Source organism: Pseudoalteromonas sp. HL-AS1 (assembly GCF_031198785.1).
Lineage (GTDB): Bacteria > Pseudomonadota > Gammaproteobacteria > Enterobacterales > Alteromonadaceae > Pseudoalteromonas > Pseudoalteromonas distincta.
The window spans coordinates 98,471-116,345 of record NZ_CP133569.1; the positions used below are offsets into that span (position 1 = coordinate 98,471).

Here is a 17,875-nt window from a genome sequence, read left to right on the forward strand (position 1 = left end):
GATAAATTTCACTTTTTTTCATCAAGTTGTTGGTTATTTGATGTATCAGGTTGTTTTTTCTCGTAGCTGTGGGTAACTGACTCCGCCGCTTTTTGTAGCTCTGTTAATGAACTTTGTAGCTCAGGGCTTAAGTCTTTTAGTTCTTGTTGTTCTGCTTTTTTAAGGTTTTCGTGAAGTTCATGAATACGCAGTTCTTCACTTACTTCGGCTTTTACCGAATTGGCAAGTGATTTAGCGGTTTTAACCCATTTACTCACTGTTCTAATAGCAACAGGTAAGCGCTCAGGACCGAGCACCACTAAGCCAACAATAAAAATAACAACAAGCTCCCACATCCCCATACTAATTAAACCTTATTGCTATCTTTGTTTTTTTCAGTATTGGTTGAGTCGTCAACGGTGCTTTTTTCTGATTGTTGAATTTGCTCTGATTTTTCTTGCTCACTCGCTGTGTCGTCCGACATTGCTTTTTTGAAGCCTTTAACAGCGCCTCCAATATCACCACCCATACCGCGTAGTTTTTTTGTGCCGAAAAGTAAAACTATGATCGCTAAAACAATTAATAATTGCCAAATACTAATACCACCAAAACCCATGGTTTTCTCCAATATATAAAACGGTTAAATGTACATTTTAAATACTAATTATACGCCCAATAGCGCAAATAGCACTCAGTTTATGCGTTGCGCCATGCTGCAATAAAGCTAATAGCAGATAAGGCTATTGCAATGCTTGCAGCTACTAAATCGTGCTGTAAATAACAAAGTGTTGCCATAATCATTGTAGCACTACCAAATAAACTCAATATTAAAGGTTTATGAGATACCTTTTGTTCTTGAGGTTGATGAGCGTGTGGTGCACGCTTTAAATTTTGGTAAATTAGATCAGGTAGTTCAGGCATTTTTTCAGCCCAAAATGGCAAGTTAGCATACATTTGCTTCAGTACTGATAGCGGTCCAACTTGCTGCTTCACCCAATCTTCTAAAAAGGGTTTGGCTGTTTTCCATAAGTCGAGTTGCGGGTAAAGCTGACGCCCTAATCCTTCAACGTATAATAAGGTTTTTTGTAGCAATACTAATTGCGGTTGTACTTGCATGTTAAAACGACGTGCAGTATTAAATAGATTTACGAGTACGTGACCAAATGAAATTTCAGCCAAAGGTTTATTAAATATAGGCTCGCAAACTGTGCGAATCGCAAATTCAAATTCTTCAATGCTAGTATCTGGTGGTACCCAACCAGAATCTACGTGTAGCTGTGCAACTTGGCGATAATCACGATTAAAAAAGGCGATAAAGTTTTCAGCTAAATAGCGTTTATCTTCTTTGCTTAACGTACCAACTATACCGCAATCAATACCGATATACATTGGATTTTCAGGATGCTCGCGAGAGACGAATATATTACCAGGGTGCATGTCGGCATGAAAAAAGCTGTCTCTAAACACCTGCGTAAAAAACACTTCTACGCCGCGCTCAGCAAGTAATTTCATATTAGTGTTTTGCGCCAGTAATGCATCCATATCAGACACAGGTATACCGTAAATACGCTCCATTACCAGCACATTGCTACGGCTGTAATCACTGTAAACTGCAGGGATATATAATGAATCAGAGCCTTCAAAATTGCGTTTTAGTTGAATGCCATTGGCACCTTCGCGCATTAAGTCGAGCTCGTCTAGGAGTGTTTTTTTGTATTCTTTAACCACTTCAACGGGGCGTAGACGTTTTGATTCGTTATGGACTTTTGCAAGTACCTTAGCGAGCTTTTCCATTAACGCTAAGTCGGCATTAATTTGCTCGTAAATATTGGGTCTAATAACCTTAATTACGACATCCTGCTCAATGCTTTGCTCATCAATAAGCTTTGCTGTATGTACTTGCGCTATAGATGCAGAGGCCAGTGGAGTTTGTGAAAACTCACTAAACAATTCACTTATATCGTTAATTTCGAGCGCTTTCTCTATGATTTTTTGTGCAAGTGCGCCTTCAAATGGCTGAACTTGATCTTGTAAAAACGCAAGCTCTAAAGCGATATCATGAGGGAGTAAGTCACGACGAGTTGAGAGCATTTGGCCAAACTTAATCCAAACAGGACCAAGCTCTTGTAGTGCCAAACGTAAGCGTAGCCCTGCAGGTTTTTCTTTGTGCTGATTACGCAGCCAAAACAAACTGCCACGAGCTACTTTACCAAACCAAGGGATCTTATGTTTTGGAATTAGCTCGTCTAACCCATAGCTAAGTAATGTTTTGGTGATGTTATACAAACGTGCAGTCGACACAAAAAATCCTTAGCGGGTGTTTGAAGGTGAAAAAGAGTTTAACAAGGTATTTATACGCTGCTCAACAGCAGCGACTTGGCCTTTGAGTTCTCTATTTTTTTGTTTAAATTGCTCAAGTTCTAATGGGTGAATAGTAATTGCGAGCTCATCTTGGCATAAACTTGTAAGCATTGTACTTATTTTAGTGTTGGTTTTGCTGCTCTTTTGTTTTAGTTTTTTTAAGTGCAGATATAACTGCTGAGCGGGGGTATCGCCAATGTATCTAGAGAGCTGTTCAGGCCAATCAATATCAATGCCTGAAAACGCATTGCTATAAGTTTGCGCAATATTTAAATCGCCTTGTAAGTCGAGCTTATCTTGGCGAATTAACTGGGTAAGCATAGCTGGGTTTTTAAGCGCTAAAAGCGTGTCTATGTCTGCGCTGATCATACAATCTGCGTTTTCATTATTTTGATCACTGTATAAGTGTAATTGCTCAGCGCTATAAACAAGTTGGATGCTTTGTTGCCAATCTCTTACTTCAACTACTAAGCGCTGATGTTTAACTGCGCTTAGCTTTTTGGATAATTGTGGGTCAAGGCTAAGTGCTTGATTTAGTACGCGCTCAATAAGCGAAAGTACAAAATTAGGTAACATAAAAAATTCAGATGGCATTGCATCATTATTATTTTTTGTTATTTTCTCAAGCGCCATAACTGCTAGCCTTAATATTTAAAACCACGGTGCAGCGCAACAATTCCGCCTGTGAGGTTTTGGTATGTTGTTTGCTCAAAGCCTGCATCTTCCATCATCGCTTTTAGCGTGTCTTGATCTGGATGCATTCGAATAGATTCAGCTAAATACTTATACGATTCACTGTCGTTAGCAACTAGCTTACCCATTGTAGGCAATAAATTAAATGAGTAAAAATCGTAAGCTTTACTAAGTACGTCATGCTCTGGTTTTGAAAACTCTAAAACAAGTAATCTGCCACCTGGCTTTAAAATACGGTACATAGATCGTAATGCTTTGTCTTTATCGGTAACGTTACGTAAGCCAAAGGCAATAGTGATCACATCAAAGCTATTATCTGGGAACGGTAGCATTTCTGCATTCATTTGTACGTAGTCGATATTGCACACTAATCCAAGATTATGCAGTTTTTCACGACCAACTTTAAGCATAGATGAGTTTATATCACCCAAAACAACTTGACCCGTTTCGCCCACTAATTGGCTAAACTTTGCCGTTAAGTCGCCAGTGCCGCCGGCTAAATCGAGTACATGATGGCCTTTACGAACACCTGAGCTTGCAATAGTTTGACGTTTCCATAAACGATGTACCCCAAAAGACATTAAATCATTCATTACATCGTATTTTGCAGCTACTGAGTGAAATACATCAGCAACCATAGAAGCTTTATCGTTCTCGGCTACTGTTTTATAACCAAAATGCGTGGTCTTTTGTTCGGTTTCGTTCATGATTAATCTCTATCGTGACAATAGAGGTTAGTGTACTTTATTGTACACAGTAGGTGCAATTTGAATATGATTTATCAGGTAATTTATTGCCCTGCAGTGTAACTACTTTGACCTAATGAATGTGCTTTAAAAGCCGCATGAGATGCTTTTTTTGCTAACTGATTAAAATCATCTTCTTGTTGATGCTGAGCAATTCCTAGTGATAAGCCAATACTTGGTAGCTTGATACCTGTTTTTGAACTAACAAAGCGTAGCTTTTCGACCCCATTTCGTACTTTTTCGGCAATAACATTAGCTGTATCTGGGTCTATGTCGGCGAGGAGAACAGTAAATTGATCTTTTGCTGTGCGACCAGGTAAGCCACTTTGAAAAACATATTTTTGCACTTGCTTAGCAACTTTACTCAAAATGACTTCACCAATAATATCACCATAATTTTTAGTAAAGTGATCAAGGTTGTCTATTTGAATCGCTATTGCGCAAATAGATTTTTGTTGATTAGTCCACACTTGGGTTTGTTGCGTTAAATAATGGCGCTTATAAAGCCCTGTTTGGCTATCAATAATATGCTGTTTACGAAGTTGAGTTAGCTGCTTTTGTGTTTTTTCGTGTAGTTGTTTGGCTTTGCTTAGTTCTTGCTTAAATTGCTTATGTTGGTTGAGTAATTCGGCGGTTTGATTATGAAGAACTTCAAGCGCTTGACGGCTTTGTTCTATGTTGTTCTCATCTAGCGAATGTACGCATTCGCTCACTTGACCCGCAAAGCGAATTATTTGCTTTTCAGTAGCTTGAGAATTTTGAGAAAGTGAGTTTATAACACCATCAACATTTTGAATCATGTTGACTTGCGCTTTGTGGCCAGTATTTAAAAACTCAGAATGTAGTTGTTCAATTAAAACGCTATCTATATTGTCTTCAACAGCGATAGCACGGTCTAAAGCTTTATTTAGCTTGAGATTAGTTTGACTGGTATAAGCATAAATAACTTGATAATTCAGCGGCGTAGGTGGGAGCGTATAGCGCTCTAAAAACATACACACTTTGGTCATTTTTTCTTGTGCAATAGCCATGGAATCATGGAACATCATTTTAAATACCAACTAAGTACGCATAAGTGCAAATTTTAAAATATCTCATTCCATGAGGCGGTTATGCGTCCGAGCTTTTTATTATTTTTTTATACAGTAATCATTATCCGAGCTATTTAAAAGCAAAAACGATAGTTAGGGAACTTAAATTTTGCTTTAGCAGCTTAATCGCTGTTTTTCTCATCAATTAGGTTGGTTTTTACTTCATTTAATGTATGTAACGTATTAATACACTTGGTATAAGTAGGGATTATTACTATGAGGTTGGTCTCATTTACTTGCTATTTATTTACCCTACGATAGCTTTATGAAATTAATAACACTGCTAAGTTACATTATAATGAATCATTTTTTAATTAAGCCCCTTCGCCAATCTTTATTTGGTATCACGGTTTTGTGCTCATTAAGTGCATGCCAAATGACCATGCAAAATTCAGATCAACAATTTACTCAAGTAGCGCAAAGTATTGTTGATTATAGAGAAAGCATTAACCCTTACGATAGTGTAGGTGGTGTTGATGGTTATTTATTACCAAATTTATCCTCTGAATTTTTAGCGCAAGAATATAAAAATAAAACGCGATTACTTGCTGAATTAGACACTATTAATATTGAAAAGCTAAGCGACGAAAATCAAATTAACTTCGATATTATTCGAGCTCAAGTACAAAACAGTGTCGATGAATATGTATTTAATGCGCACTATATGCCGCTCACCTCTGAATATGGGTTTCATTCTGGTTTGTCGTACATAATAAATAGTTCTCAATATAAAAACCCGGAAGACTATCAAGTGTATCTTGCACGATTGTCGCAAGTTCCACGCTTTTTTGAGCAAAACATGTATTGGATGAAAAAAGGGCTTGAGACAGGGCTTACTCAACCTAAAGCTGTGTTGGAAGGTTATGAAGATTCAATTAATGCTTACATTGTTGACGATGTAACTACGTCTGAATTTTATAAACCATTTTTAACTAACACAGCGGGTTTAAGTGAAAGTGAATTTAAAGCACTACAACAAAAAGCCAAAATCATTATAAAAGAAGAGGTTATAAAATCTTATAAAGATTATTTAGCGTTTTTTACGCAGCAATATCGACCTGGTGCACGTACAAGTATTGGCATATCAGAAACACCTAATGGCGAAGCGTTTTATAAAAATAGAGCTAAGTACTACACCACTACCGACATGACACCAAAAGAGATTCACGAACTTGGCTTAAAAGAAGTTGAGCGAATTCGTAGTGAAATGGAAAACGTAATAGCAGAAGTAGGTTTTAAAGGCACGTTTGCCGAATTTATCCACTTTTTACGCACTGATCCACAATTTTACGCCACAACACCAGAGCAACTTTTAAAAGAAGCATCTTATATTGCTAAAAAAATGGATGCACAACTGCCTAAGTTATTTCATACCTTACCACGCAAACCTTATGGTGTAGCACCTGTACCGGCTAGTATTGCACCTAAATACACAACCGGTCGATATTCAGGCTCTAATCGAGATGATGAAGCAGGGTATTATTGGGTAAATACTTACGCTTTAGATAAGCGCCCTTTGTATGTTTTAGAAGCATTAACGCTGCACGAAGCCGTGCCTGGCCATCATTTACAAATATCACTTAATGCAGAGCTTGAAAATCTGCCGAGCTATCGCCGTGATGCTTACCTCTCGGCATTTGGCGAAGGTTGGGGGCTTTACTCTGAGTATTTAGGTTTAGAGGCAGGTTTTTATCAAGACCCATATAGCCGTTTTGGTCGTTTAACGTATGAAATGTGGCGAGCAGCGCGTTTAGTTGTTGATACAGGTATGCATATGTATGGCTGGAGTCGCGAGCGTGCCATGAACTTTATGAGCGAAAATACAGCGCTTTCGTTGCATAACGTTAAAACCGAAACCGATCGTTATATTACATGGCCTGCACAGGCGCTTTCGTACAAAATAGGTGAGCTTACTATTAAGCGTTTACGCATTGAAGCAGAGCAAGCGCTAGGAAAAAGCTTTGATATTCGTGAATTTCATCATCAAATATTACGCCATGGTTCAGTGCCTTTATCGGTACTTGAAACGCAAGTGCGTTTATACATAAAAGCAGAGTTAGCTAAACAACAGAATTAGATATAAGGCAGTTAAAGCCTTGAACAAATAAAAGTGTTATGTCATTTTGGTGGTATAGCACTTTTTTATTTTAAAAACAGTCATCAAGGGGCCTTGGGTGAGTAATTTTATAATGTTTAGTATTGATGTATTTGCAAGTATGTTTATTGTTGTTTTAGGGTTATTGGTTTTAATCGTTGTCGTTTTTTATATTCGAGATGTAACACAAACCAAGCATGCAATTAGACGTAATTACCCTGTTATTGGTCGCTTTCGATATTTTTTTGAACGCCAAGGTGAGTTTTTTAGACAGTACTTTTTTGCTCAAGATAGAGAAGAAATGCCGTTTAACCGCGCAGAGCGTAGTTGGGTTTATCGTGCAGCAAAAGATGTTGACCGTACGGCTGCATTTGGCTCCACGCAAAGCTTAGAAGTAACAGGTACGGTTATGTTTATGAACTGTGCATTTCCTACTTTAGATGAAGAGGCACTTGACCCGAGTAATGTTACTTTGGGTCCATACTGTAAAACACCTTACACGACCAACTCGTTATTCAATGTATCTGGTATGAGTTTTGGTGCGCTTTCAAAGCCCGCTGTACGTGCTTTATCAAAAGGTGCTAAATTAGCGGGTTGTTGGATGAATACCGGTGAAGGGGGATTAAGTCCTTATCATTTAGAAGGTGGTGCCGATTTAGTGTTTCAGATTGGTACAGCTAAATATGGTGCACGAGACGAGCATGGAAATTTAAGTACCGAAAAACTAAAAGAAATAGCGGCTCACGAACAAGTAAAAATGTTTGAACTTAAAATGAGCCAAGGTGCAAAACCAGGTAAAGGCGGTATGTTACCAGGGCGCAAAGTTAACGCCGAAATAGCTAAAATTAGGGGCATACCAGAAGGGCAAGATTCTATTAGCCCCAATGGTCATCCTGAAATTAAAAACCCAGCCGATATTCTCGATATGATTGCCACTGTGCGTAACGCGACAGGTAAACCTACAGGCTTTAAAGCGGTAATTGGTGCTTACGGATGGTTAGAAACATTGTTCGCTGAAATAAACCATCGTGGTATAGAGTCTGCACCTGACTTTATTACCATAGATAGTGCTGATGGTGGTACGGGCGCAGCACCACAACCGCTTATGGATTCGGTGGGTTTACCACTGCGCGAAAGTTTACCGCTTGTAGTTAATATGCTTGAAAAACATGGGCTGCGAGATCGTATTAAAATAATCGCCTCAGGTAAATTAATTGTTCCTTCAAAGGTTGCTTGGGCGTTAGCGCTCGGTGCTGATTTTGTTGTATCGGCTCGAGGGCATATGTTTGCACTGGGCTGTATTCAGGCAATGCAATGTAATAAAGATACCTGTCCGACCGGGATCACTACGCATAACGAGCGTTTGCAACGCGGCTTAAATGTAGCTGATAAAGCGCAACGAGTAGCTAACTATAATAAATACATTCATTATGGAGCTGGGCTAATAGCCCATTCTTGTGGTGTGACTAGTGCACGCGAATTAAAACGTGAACATGTACGTATAGTGCAAGAAAGTGGTTTATCAGAACCGCTCGATAAAATTTACGAAAACTATAAGTAAGTTTTTAACTAACTAAAAAAGGCGCTAATAGCTGTCTCTTGATCACAAGTCTGACTCAAGAGATTTTGCTAAATCGTAGCCTTCCAGGATGGCTTGTAACTTAAGCCATCCTTTCCATAACACTTTCACAGATGCACGCCCTGTGCGCTTGGTATCTTTCCAGCCTCCTAACTTTGCCAGTTCCTGATACGCCCATGACATATTTGGAGCAGTTTCAGGCAATGGTGTTTTTATTCTCTTTAACCACAATAACTTCCATGCTTTGGGATATAACAGTTGTTCACAACTTGGAGAATCAGGCTGCTCATTGGTGAACTTTAGTTGCAATATTCGCGTCGCAATAAAGCCATTAATCGTCACCAATCTTTCCATGTTATCTTGGCTTTGAAGGCGTAAACTTTCGATATCCGTACCATCACTTTTCCAGACTTTATGGTATTCCTCTACAAGCCAACGGTGCTCATAGTAGGTGATGATAGCTAAGGCGTCTTCTTTGCTGGTGACTGGTTCACTGGTTAATAGGTGCCAGCTTAAGCCATTCTTAGCGTTTCCTCGCTCTGTACAGCCGACATAGTAAACTGGGAGGGAGTGTCCTTTCTTATTGTAAGGCGCTTTGAGTGTCACTGGCGCATAGGTGATATCCAGTGTTGCGCTTCGGGCTTTTCTTCCTCCTTTTTGTGCAATGTGGATGTGTTTGGTGCCTGCACTCATCAGCTCGCTTGCAAACGCATAGAGCTTATCCTCACCTTCTTCAATATGACGACTTTGCATCGAGCGTACGACGAATCGTTGCTGCTCGGTCAGTTTATACTGCAAGTATTCGTAGATGTCCGCTTCGCGGTCACACACCGATATCACGTTCGCCATTTGTCCTTGCAGCCGCTCTGCCATCGCTCGTGACGCTGACTCCCACTTGTAACTTTCTTTTTCTTCGTAAGAAGTCGTCGCGTGTTTTTCTCTTTTTCCAATCGTGTTGATATCACGACTCCAGCGAGACTGTTCAATTAATCCCACAACTTGCTTTGTGTCTGGCGCAAACAGTAATACGCTATGAGCTAACAAGCCTCGTTGTTTTGCTCCTCGTCCGACATGACCCAAATCATCTCGAATGGAGGAATGCTTATAAATTAGTGTGGTCGTGTCTTCTAATGCGAGCAATAAGTTATGACTTTTTGCTTGTTCAACCGTGGCTTTAAAGCCTGACTCTGCTATAGCCGTTGCGTCAATATTCTCGTTGCGAATAAAGCGGTAGGCACCTTCCATATCGGCGGGGGATTGAGTGATGTTCACAAGTGGTTTTCCTGGTTCATTTGCAAGCGTTGATGCTAACTTTACCAGACGCGCTGTTCTTCTTGGATCACCTAAGTCCGATTTACCGAATTGTTGTTTTGCCCAATGAGTATGTTCGTTAATCATAATGTGCCCTCAAACAAGATTTGAAGATCTGATCATGACATTGAGATTTAGTTCAAAAAAATCCCCGCTAATTTCTTAGCAGGGATTTGTGTATAAGAGACAGCTAATAGCGCCTTTTTTAGTGTTTTTTAGTTTAATTGGCTTATTAATAAACTAAAAAATGCTTCTTTGTTGTTGCACGTGTGGGCATTCAAAATAAGTTGCTCGCCTAGTGCTAATGTTTGTTTTTGCACTATAAGACGCGCCTTATCATCACCAATACTATCTATATCGGTTACATGTGCGAGCCCTATGGTGCGCCTAATTAACTCAGCACCACAGTAACCAATGGCGTCTTGTAATACGCCTTTTATAAAGTATTCATCGTAGCCTGTAACTTTTAGCGAATTATCAGTAGTGTGCTCATTTATAAGCGTAAGCCAATGCTGTTCAAATAAGGTATAGCATTCAACAAGGGTGCTTAATAAGTGGGTTTGGTAATTACGACGAGCCACAAAATCTTCAATATGCCCGTATTGTGCGCAGTAATTTAAAAGTAAATTGCCAATAAAAGAGCCAATATCGAACCCAGCAGGACCAAAAAAACCAAACTCAGGATCGATCATCTTTGTATTATTACAATCAACAAAAATACTGCCGCTATGCATATCACCATGAAGTAATGTTTGCGGGTTAGATAAAAAATTAGCTTTTAGTTTTGCTATTTCTAATTTTAATGCGCTGTTTTTGTGTATTGCATCAACTTCGCTTTGTAGTTGCTTTGGATAGTTATTGCGTTCGTGCTCAATGTACGGATCGCTAAAAAATAAGTCTTCAGTGATTTGGCAAAGCTCAGGGTTAGTAAATTGGCTAACTAGCGCTTTTTTAGTTTGTGCGGTTAAATAAAAATCTGAATTATAAAAACCAGTATGGCTTAAGTAGGTAGCTACGTGCTGCGCTAATTTAGGAAATTGCTCAGCATTATTTTGTGCAGTTCGCAGTATTTGTAAATTACCTAAATCTTCTAAAATAGTCAGTGCTTGCATTTCACTATAATGTAAAACCCTAGCAGTATAAGTTGGGCAAATAGCGCCATGATTAAGCAAAACTTGTGCTTCTATACGAGCTCTATCAAGCGTTAATGGCCACGACTCACCCACGCAACGCGCGTAAGGCAGAGCTTGCTTTAAAATAACACTATTGTTTTGCTCATCAGTAATTCTAAATACTAAATTAAGATTGCCATCACCAAACTCATATGCCGATAAGGCTTGTCCGGGAGCAAAAAAATTACATTGTTTAGACTCAATTAATGTCGATACATAATCGATAGCGCGCTGTGCATTAAAAGCAACATAGTTAGTCATGGTTTAAATCTCAAAAATCAGCTTTTAAGCATTCTATACCTTTAAATGTTTAGATGTCTACAAGTCCAACTTGAGAGTTATTCAAAGTGGTGTAAAATAACGTTACGCATTTTTAATACCTTAAGCATTATGCAAAATTTAATCGCAAGCAGTTTAAAATATGAAAACGGGTCGCTTAGTGTGCTCGACCAATATTTACTACCTCACCAGCAGGTATGGCATCAATGCCATGATGTAGAAACCATGAAAGAGCTGATCATTAGTTTAAAAGTACGTGGAGCTCCACTTATTGGTTTAAGCGCGAGCTTGTTAGTGGCGTATTTAGCTGAGCAAGGGGTAGTTAAAGGTGAGCTTGAAAAAGCAATCAATGAGCTAGAAGCCACTCGCCCAACGGCGGTTAATTTAATGCATTGTATGGCGGCATTGCGTAAAGCTTTAACGCAAAGCGATTATGTTGCCGGTATTGTTACCACAGCCGAGCGGTTGTTTATTGAAGATATTGAGCTGTGTGAGCGAATGGCAAGCCGTGGCGCCGAACTTATAAATAGTGGCGACAACATATTAACCCATTGTAATACAGGGGCGCTTGCAACCGCTGGTATTGGTACTGCACTAGGTGTTATTTACAAAGCGCAGCAAAAATATGGCAACGTACATGTGTGGGTTGATGAAACACGACCATTATTACAAGGCGGTCGCTTAACTGCCTTTGAGCTTGAGCGCTGGAAAATACCTTACACATTAATTTGCGATAATATGGCGGCGAGTTTAATGGCTGCAGGTAAGGTGGATAAAATAGTGGTAGGGGCTGATCGCATTGCTGCCAATGGTGATTTTGCTAATAAAGTGGGTACTTATAATTTAGCCGTACTAGCGCATTTTCATAACATTCCATTTTATGTGGTCGCGCCTATTACCACGCTTGATACCAACACCGCGTGTGGTGGTGATATAGAAATAGAGCAACGTAATCCTCAAGAAGTGCGCGGAGTTAGCGGTAGCTTTGGTGAGGCTTTATGGGCGCCCACTAATGCTAATGTGTATAACCCTGCATTTGATATAACGCCGGCAAAACTGGTCACAGGGTGGGTGTTAGATACCGGTGTGTATAACCAAAGTCAGGTAGAAAGTGGCGAACTTTTAAAGCTTAAATAATTTCGTAATATCCTTGGTTCACATTATGTTTATTAGTGTGGACCAAGGTTTTGAATGAATGAATGAATGACTAACTTACGATAATAGCGGAAATTGCTCTGCAATAGACGAGTCAGTACTTTTTGCTACCCAGCCCTCTGTATTGTTAAATAAGCGAATGGCAGTAAACTCAGGGTCGCTTCCCATATCAAACCAATGCGGGGTAAGTTCAGGCACTGAAATTAAATCGCCTTGTTGGCAAAGTACCTGATAAACCTTATTGCCTAAATGTAGGCAAAATAGCCCTTGGCCTTTTACAAAAAAACGCACTTCGTCTTCACTATGGGTATGTTCAAATAAAAACTTTTTGCGCAGCTCTGATGCGCCAAGATTACCTTTAGCTAGAGATATAACGTCTACTATTTGATAGCCATTTTCAGTTTTTAACCGATCTATATCGTTTTTGTACGCACTAATAATTTGCTCATGGGTGGTGTGCTCATTAATATCTGCATTTGCTTGCCACTGTTCAAAGCGTACGTTTACTTTAGCTAGTTGATTTACAATATCATCAGCATTTGATGTGCTTACAAGTGCTTTGTTTGCATTGTTGTCGGCATACACCGTTAATTGGCTCATACTAATTTCTCCAATTTAAATTGGCTAAAGTCATTAATATAAGGGTGTGCTTTAGTGCTTGCTTGCCCATCACGAATTAAATGTAGTGTTTTTAAGCCCGCAGCTTGTGCGGCATCAAGCTCGCCGGCTACATCACTTAAAAAGAGTATTTCTGCTGCTTTAAACGGTAACAGCTCAACAATAGTGTTATAGGCTGTTTGCTCTTGTTTTGCGCCAACTTTGGTGTCAAAAAAGTCAGTAAACAAGCTGCGAATGTCGCCATAATCACTGTATTTAAAAAGTAGCTGCTGCGCTTTTACCGACCCTGACGAGTACACATATAAAGTAATATCGTTGTTGTGTTGAGCTTGTAAAAAATCAAATGCATCTGGGTATAAATGCCCTTTAAAATCACCGTGTTCATACCCTGTTTGCCAAATTAAGCCTTGTAACTGCTTAAGTGGAGTGATTTTTTTATCTTCATCAATCCAAGTAAGTAAAGTGCTAATGACTTCTTCTATATTGGCGTTTGGCTTTTCAATAAGCGCTTTTACGGCATTAATTTGCTCGGCTACATTAGGCTTATTAGCATTGGCACGTACAAAGGTAGGTAACTGCTTTGCCGCGTAAGGAAACAACACCTCTTTAACAAACGAAATACGGGTTATTGTGCCTTCAATATCGGTTAAAATGGCTTTAATCATTTAGTTACTCCCGCTTGAATGCCTATTATTTTTAGGCGCTCTAGTTCGCAGCTAAATAAAAACTCTAAGGCTTCTAGGTGGCGGCGAACTTCATCAATATTGCGCCCTACAGCATATAAGCCATGACCACGTATAAGTACGCCATGCTCTATTGGTGTATGTAAATGATGGTCACTGACCAGCAGGCTTAATCGGTCAATATCTTGATCGTTATCGAAAATAGGAATGCTCAGCGTTTCTAAATGCGAAGTAAAGCCGCTCAGTGCTTTTTGCATTTCATAGCCTGTTAAATCAAGCTGATGCCTTTGGGTAATTTGCGACAGTACGGTGGCGGCTACAGAATGAGTATGCAAAACACACTGTGCATCAGGTATAAGCTGATACAAACTTAGGTGTAATTGTGTTTCTGCCGATGGCTTTACAGCTCCTGCTAGGCGCTCGCCTTGGTGATCTAATTGCAAAAAATGCTCTTGCGTCAGTGAGCCTTTATCGTGCCCACTTGCTGTAACAACAAAGCCAGTGCTAGTACGAGCTGAAAAGTTTCCACCTGTAGCGGGCACCCAGCCTTTTTGGCTAACCCATTTTCCGGCTTCAATAAGTTGTGAAATAGCGGTATTGTTTTGCATACATTCCTCACTAATGAGCGTAAAGTTAATTATTTTTAGACGGCTATACTTCTGTTTTAAGCAATGATAGCATCGCTTTAAGCGCAAAACCATCATTAAGGGCATCACGTGTTTGAAAGTAAATTACCAAATTTAGGCGTTAGTATATTTAGCCAAATGAGCGGGTTGGCTAATGAGTTTTCGGCAATTAATCTCTCTCAAGGCTTTCCTGAGTTTGATGCTCCTGATCTTTTAAAAACGCAGTTAAATTATTACGTGCAGCAGGGCGTTAATCAATATTCACCTTCAAGTGGTGTACCACGATTACAGCAACAAATTGCTGATTTAGCAAAGCGCAAATATGCAGCTGATATAAACGCGGCTGATCAAGTGACTGTTACCTCGGGTGCAACAGAGGCATTGTTTGTGGCTATTCAAACAATTGTGCGCCCAAGTGATGAAGTGATTGTATTTGACCCTGCATATGACTCTTACCAACCCGCAATTGAACTTGCTGGTGGAAAGTCGGTACACATTGCTTTAAGTGCGCCAAATTACACTATTGATTGGCAAGTAGTAAGCCAAGCAATTACTAAAAATACCTGTGCAATTATTATAAATACGCCTCATAACCCAAGCGGTAAAATATTACAGCCACAAGATATAAAAGAGCTTAAAGAGTTAGTTGGTACTCACAATTTGTATGTAATAAGCGATGAGGTATATGAGCACATTACGTTTGATGAACAACCGCATTTAAGCGTATTACGCGATGATGAATTATTTGCCAAAAGCTTTGTTATATCGAGTTTTGGTAAAACGTTTCACAGTACGGGCTGGAAAATGGGTTACTGTATTGCACCTGCCGATTTAGCTGTCGAATTTAGAAAAATTCATCAGTACGTTACGTTTTCAAGTTTTACCCCCGCACAGCATGCGCTTGCCGATATGCTCGAGCAGCAAGGCGAGCATATAGATGAGCTAAGTGGGTTTTATCAGCAAAAACGCGACTTATTAGCGAGCCATTTAAGTAATAGTCGTTTTAAAATTTTACCTAGCCAAGGCACTTACTTTTTATTATTAGATTACAGTGATGTATCGGATTTAAACGATGTTGAATTTTGCCATTGGTTAGTTGAGCAAGCAGGTGTGGCGGCTATTCCGTTAAGTGTGTTTTATCAAAAACCACCAACCGATAAAGTAATTCGTTTATGCTTTGCTAAAAACGACAACACTCTCATAGAGGCTGCGCAAATATTATGTCAACTTTAACCATTACAGCATTGCAAAGCTCGCTTTATTGGCTTGATAAAGATGCTAATTTAGCCATGTTTAATAAGCAGCTTGAGGCAATTACGCATCGGCCCGATCTTATTTTACTGCCCGAAACATTCTCGACTGGCTTTGCTATTAATGTAGATTGTGCAGAGCCAGAAAACGGTAAAGTACTGACGTGGTTAAAGGCGCAGGCTCATAAACATAATGCGGTTATTGCGGGTTCGGTACTTGTTGCACAAGGTGATAAAAAAGCGAATCGGTTTTATTGGGTAAAACCCGATGGTGAGGTGAATTATTACGATAAACGCCATTTATTTCGCTTAGGCAGCGAGGGCGATCACGTTGTAGCAGGGCAAGCGCGCAAAATTTTTGAAATCAACGGCTTTAAACTATTACCGCAGGTATGTTACGACCTGCGCTTTCCGGTATTTCAACGTAATAATAACGACTACGATGTAATGATAAACGTAGCAAATTGGCCTGCTGTGCGCCGCCATATTTGGGATACGTTACTTATGGCGCGTGCAATGGAAAACCTGTGTTACGTAGTAGGCGTTAATCGTGTGGGTGACGACGGTAATGGTGCCTCGCACAATGGCGGTACCGCAGTATACGACTTCAAAGGCGATGCGTTAACTAAAGCGCAAGATGACGCAGAGCAACTAGTTACTATCACGCTTGAAAAATCGCCACTGGATGAGTTTAAAGCAGCGTTTCCTGCCTATTTAGATGCAGACCCTTTTACATTAGTATAAACACGTTAATTTAGCGCAGAGCCAATAAAGTGTTAAAATAGTCGCTGATATTTTTGTTGGCGGCTAATATACATCATGAACACTTTAATCACTCCTGTAATTTTAGCTGGTGGCATAGGCTCTCGCTTGTGGCCGCTTTCTCGCCAAGCAATGCCTAAACAATTTTTACCACTACTAAATGAAAACACGTCATTGCTGCAAAGTACATTGGCGCGTGTTTCTAATGAGTTGTTTGATAATGCTATTTTAGTGTGTAACGAACAGCACAGATTTATTGCCGCCGAGCAAGCTGAAAGCTCAATTCCTACTGCATTATTACTCGAACCCAAAGGTAAAAATACCGCGCCTGCCATCGCATTAGCCGCCCACTATGCACTGCAAAATGGGATTACCGGTCCGCTATTAGTGATGCCTGCCGATCATCATATTGAAAACTTTGATGTATTAACGGCTAAGCTCCCTGAAGCTGTAAAACTTGCTGAGCAAGGAAAGCTAGTTACATTTTCTATTACTCCTACAGAGCCGCATACTGGTTATGGTTATATAAAACAAGGCGCGGCTATTGCTGGAACGGGTTGTTACGATATTGCTCAATTTAAAGAAAAGCCTGACTTAGATACAGCGAACCGTTATTTAGCTCAAGGTGGTTATAGCTGGAATAGCGGGATGTTTTTATTTACCCCAGCGACCTATTTAAAAGAGTTCGAGCGGTTTGCGCCAAAAATAGCAACGAGTGTCGCTGCAGCAGCACAATTTACTAAAGATTTAGGGTTTACCCGCCCAAGCAACAGTGCGCTTGAACACTGCCCAAGCGATTCAATTGATTACGCCATTTTAGAGCGCAGTAATAACGTAGTTGTTATGCCTGTTGATTTAAAATGGAGTGATGTAGGTAGTTTTTCATCCCTTGATGCGCTTACAAAAAAAGATGAAAACGGTAATAGTTTAAATGCTAATTATATGGCTCAAAAAAGCACTAATAACTTAGTTATTAACGAGGCTGAACACACTATTGCCATGCTTGGAGTAAGCAATTTAGCAATTATTCATACTCATGATGCCACGTTAATTGCAAACCAAAATGAGCTAGATTCTCTGCCTTTGTTGCTTAAGCAAATTGCTACAACACAGGCTGATAAACTTAATCATCATCAAGTGGTTTTTCGCCCATGGGGGAATTACCGTACTTTGGTTGAAGGCACTGGCTTTAAAGTTAAAAAAATTACTGTTAACAGTGGTGCTAAGCTTTCGACGCAGCGCCATCAGCATCGCGCTGAACATTGGGTTGTGGTTTCGGGTATTGCAGATGTGTGTATTGATAAGCAAGTACATACGCTAACGCACGATCAATCGTGTTATATCGCCGCAAAACAAATTCATAGCTTGGCTAATAATCAAAAAGACCCGTTAATTGTCATTGAAGTGCAAACCGGTGCTGTACTTGATGAAAGCGATATAGAGCGATTTGATGATAAATATGGAAGAGGCTAATC

General features: G+C 39.8%; 17 protein-coding genes. 6 read left to right on the forward strand and 11 right to left on the reverse strand.

What is annotated here, in order from left to right:
- Positions 1-8 precede the first annotated feature (8 nt).
- The 6 genes from tatB to RB214_RS00515 all read right to left on the reverse strand — a co-directional run bounded on the left by tatB (position 9) and on the right by RB214_RS00515 (position 4,810).
- Positions 9-341 (reverse strand): Sec-independent protein translocase protein TatB, encoded by a 333-nt coding sequence (gene tatB / locus RB214_RS00490; protein WP_309167921.1) that lies wholly within the window; start codon positions 339-341, stop codon positions 9-11.
- 5 nt (positions 342-346) lie between these two features.
- Entirely contained in the window at positions 347-595 is a 249-nt protein-coding gene (gene tatA, locus RB214_RS00495; RefSeq protein WP_007579853.1) for a Sec-independent protein translocase subunit TatA, read from the reverse strand.
- A gap of 80 nt (positions 596-675) precedes the next feature.
- Positions 676-2,280: a ubiquinone biosynthesis regulatory protein kinase UbiB gene (gene ubiB / locus RB214_RS00500; protein ID WP_309167922.1), complete on the reverse strand. Its 1,605-nt coding sequence runs from the start codon at positions 2,278-2,280 to the stop codon at positions 676-678.
- A 9-nt stretch (positions 2,281-2,289) separates the two neighbouring features.
- On the reverse strand, positions 2,290-2,973 hold the full coding sequence (locus RB214_RS00505) for an SCP2 sterol-binding domain-containing protein (protein ID WP_309167923.1): 684 nt from the start codon (positions 2,971-2,973) through the stop codon (positions 2,290-2,292).
- Between the two features lie 11 nt (positions 2,974-2,984).
- On the reverse strand, positions 2,985-3,740 hold the full coding sequence (gene ubiE, locus RB214_RS00510) for a bifunctional demethylmenaquinone methyltransferase/2-methoxy-6-polyprenyl-1,4-benzoquinol methylase UbiE (protein WP_197184354.1): 756 nt from the start codon (positions 3,738-3,740) through the stop codon (positions 2,985-2,987).
- A gap of 83 nt (positions 3,741-3,823) precedes the next feature.
- Complete coding sequence (locus RB214_RS00515) at positions 3,824-4,810, reverse strand: GGDEF domain-containing protein (RefSeq protein ID WP_309168930.1); 987 nt, start codon at positions 4,808-4,810, stop codon at positions 3,824-3,826.
- Between the two features lie 358 nt (positions 4,811-5,168).
- On the opposite strand from RB214_RS00515, the gene RB214_RS00520 reads away from it, so the two are divergent.
- A complete protein-coding gene (locus RB214_RS00520) occupies positions 5,169-6,947 on the forward strand; it encodes a DUF885 domain-containing protein (protein WP_309167924.1) in 1,779 nt (592 codons plus the stop codon).
- 112 nt (positions 6,948-7,059) lie between these two features.
- Positions 7,060-8,526: an FMN-binding glutamate synthase family protein gene (locus RB214_RS00525; RefSeq protein WP_007579865.1), complete on the forward strand. Its 1,467-nt coding sequence runs from the start codon at positions 7,060-7,062 to the stop codon at positions 8,524-8,526.
- Positions 8,527-8,568: 42 nt separating this feature from the next.
- On the opposite strand, the gene RB214_RS00530 is transcribed toward RB214_RS00525, so the two are convergent.
- Together RB214_RS00530 and mtnK are read right to left on the reverse strand one after the other, a co-directional pair.
- On the reverse strand, positions 8,569-9,942 hold the full coding sequence (locus RB214_RS00530) for an IS4 family transposase (protein ID WP_309167925.1): 1,374 nt from the start codon (positions 9,940-9,942) through the stop codon (positions 8,569-8,571).
- Positions 9,943-10,070: 128 nt separating this feature from the next.
- Complete coding sequence (gene mtnK, locus RB214_RS00535; protein ID WP_165726891.1) at positions 10,071-11,288, reverse strand: S-methyl-5-thioribose kinase; 1,218 nt, start codon at positions 11,286-11,288, stop codon at positions 10,071-10,073.
- 129 nt (positions 11,289-11,417) lie between these two features.
- Between mtnK and mtnA the strand changes: the two genes are divergently transcribed.
- Positions 11,418-12,443 carry an S-methyl-5-thioribose-1-phosphate isomerase gene (gene mtnA / locus RB214_RS00540; RefSeq protein ID WP_309167926.1) on the forward strand — a complete coding sequence of 342 codons (1,026 nt, stop codon included), beginning with the start codon at positions 11,418-11,420 and terminating at the stop codon, positions 12,441-12,443.
- Positions 12,444-12,518: 75 nt separating this feature from the next.
- On the opposite strand, the gene RB214_RS00545 is transcribed toward mtnA, so the two are convergent.
- From RB214_RS00545 to RB214_RS00555, 3 genes are read right to left on the reverse strand one after another with little or no spacing between them, the layout of a single operon-like run.
- A complete protein-coding gene (locus RB214_RS00545; protein WP_309167927.1) occupies positions 12,519-13,061 on the reverse strand; it encodes an acireductone dioxygenase in 543 nt (180 codons plus the stop codon).
- Positions 13,058-13,744, reverse strand: a complete 687-nt coding sequence (mtnC, locus tag RB214_RS00550) for an acireductone synthase (RefSeq protein WP_309167928.1) — start codon at positions 13,742-13,744, stop codon at positions 13,058-13,060. Before mtnC ends, RB214_RS00545 begins: the two co-directional genes overlap by 4 nt.
- The gene (locus RB214_RS00555) at positions 13,741-14,370 is read right to left on the reverse strand and encodes a methylthioribulose 1-phosphate dehydratase (RefSeq protein WP_024589460.1); all 630 of its coding nucleotides are present in this window, start codon (positions 14,368-14,370) and stop codon (positions 13,741-13,743) included. The genes mtnC and RB214_RS00555 overlap by 4 nt, the downstream gene beginning before the upstream one ends.
- A 108-nt stretch (positions 14,371-14,478) precedes the next feature.
- Here RB214_RS00555 and RB214_RS00560 point away from each other — a divergent pair, with 108 nt between their 5' ends.
- The 3 genes from RB214_RS00560 (at position 14,479) to RB214_RS00570 (ending at position 17,873) form a co-directional block, all read left to right on the forward strand.
- Positions 14,479-15,621, forward strand: coding sequence for a methionine aminotransferase (locus RB214_RS00560; RefSeq protein WP_309167929.1), 1,143 nt, complete (start codon positions 14,479-14,481; stop codon positions 15,619-15,621).
- Positions 15,609-16,382, forward strand: coding sequence for an amidohydrolase (locus RB214_RS00565; RefSeq protein WP_222714764.1), 774 nt, complete (start codon positions 15,609-15,611; stop codon positions 16,380-16,382). The genes RB214_RS00560 and RB214_RS00565 overlap by 13 nt, the downstream gene beginning before the upstream one ends.
- A gap of 75 nt (positions 16,383-16,457) precedes the next feature.
- Positions 16,458-17,873 (forward strand): mannose-1-phosphate guanylyltransferase/mannose-6-phosphate isomerase, encoded by a 1,416-nt coding sequence (locus RB214_RS00570; protein ID WP_309167930.1) that lies wholly within the window; start codon positions 16,458-16,460, stop codon positions 17,871-17,873.
- The last annotated feature ends 2 nt before the right edge of the window (positions 17,874-17,875 follow it).

Bases quoted from the DNA above. Each gene is read 5' to 3' on its own strand.
- tatB (WP_309167921.1), bottom strand. From the start codon at position 341: ATGGGGATGTGGGAGCTTGTTGTTATTTTTATTGTTGGCTTAGTGGTG.
- tatA (WP_007579853.1), bottom strand. From the start codon at position 595: ATGGGTTTTGGTGGTATTAGTATTTGGCAATTATTAATTGTTTTAGCG.
- RB214_RS00505 (WP_309167923.1), bottom strand. From the start codon at position 2,973: ATGGCGCTTGAGAAAATAACAAAAAATAATAATGATGCAATGCCATCT.
- ubiE (WP_197184354.1), bottom strand. From the start codon at position 3,740: ATGAACGAAACCGAACAAAAGACCACGCATTTTGGTTATAAAACAGTA.
- RB214_RS00515 (WP_309168930.1), bottom strand. From the start codon at position 4,810: ATGGCTATTGCACAAGAAAAAATGACCAAAGTGTGTATGTTTTTAGAG.
- RB214_RS00520 (WP_309167924.1), top strand. From the start codon at position 5,169: ATGAATCATTTTTTAATTAAGCCCCTTCGCCAATCTTTATTTGGTATC.
- RB214_RS00525 (WP_007579865.1), top strand. From the start codon at position 7,060: ATGTTTAGTATTGATGTATTTGCAAGTATGTTTATTGTTGTTTTAGGG.
- RB214_RS00530 (WP_309167925.1), bottom strand. From the start codon at position 9,942: ATGATTAACGAACATACTCATTGGGCAAAACAACAATTCGGTAAATCG.
- mtnK (WP_165726891.1), bottom strand. From the start codon at position 11,288: ATGACTAACTATGTTGCTTTTAATGCACAGCGCGCTATCGATTATGTA.
- mtnA (WP_309167926.1), top strand. From the start codon at position 11,418: ATGCAAAATTTAATCGCAAGCAGTTTAAAATATGAAAACGGGTCGCTT.
- RB214_RS00545 (WP_309167927.1), bottom strand. From the start codon at position 13,061: ATGAGCCAATTAACGGTGTATGCCGACAACAATGCAAACAAAGCACTT.
- mtnC (WP_309167928.1), bottom strand. From the start codon at position 13,744: ATGATTAAAGCCATTTTAACCGATATTGAAGGCACAATAACCCGTATT.
- RB214_RS00555 (WP_024589460.1), bottom strand. From the start codon at position 14,370: ATGCAAAACAATACCGCTATTTCACAACTTATTGAAGCCGGAAAATGG.
- RB214_RS00565 (WP_222714764.1), top strand. From the start codon at position 15,609: ATGTCAACTTTAACCATTACAGCATTGCAAAGCTCGCTTTATTGGCTT.
- RB214_RS00570 (WP_309167930.1), top strand. From the start codon at position 16,458: ATGAACACTTTAATCACTCCTGTAATTTTAGCTGGTGGCATAGGCTCT.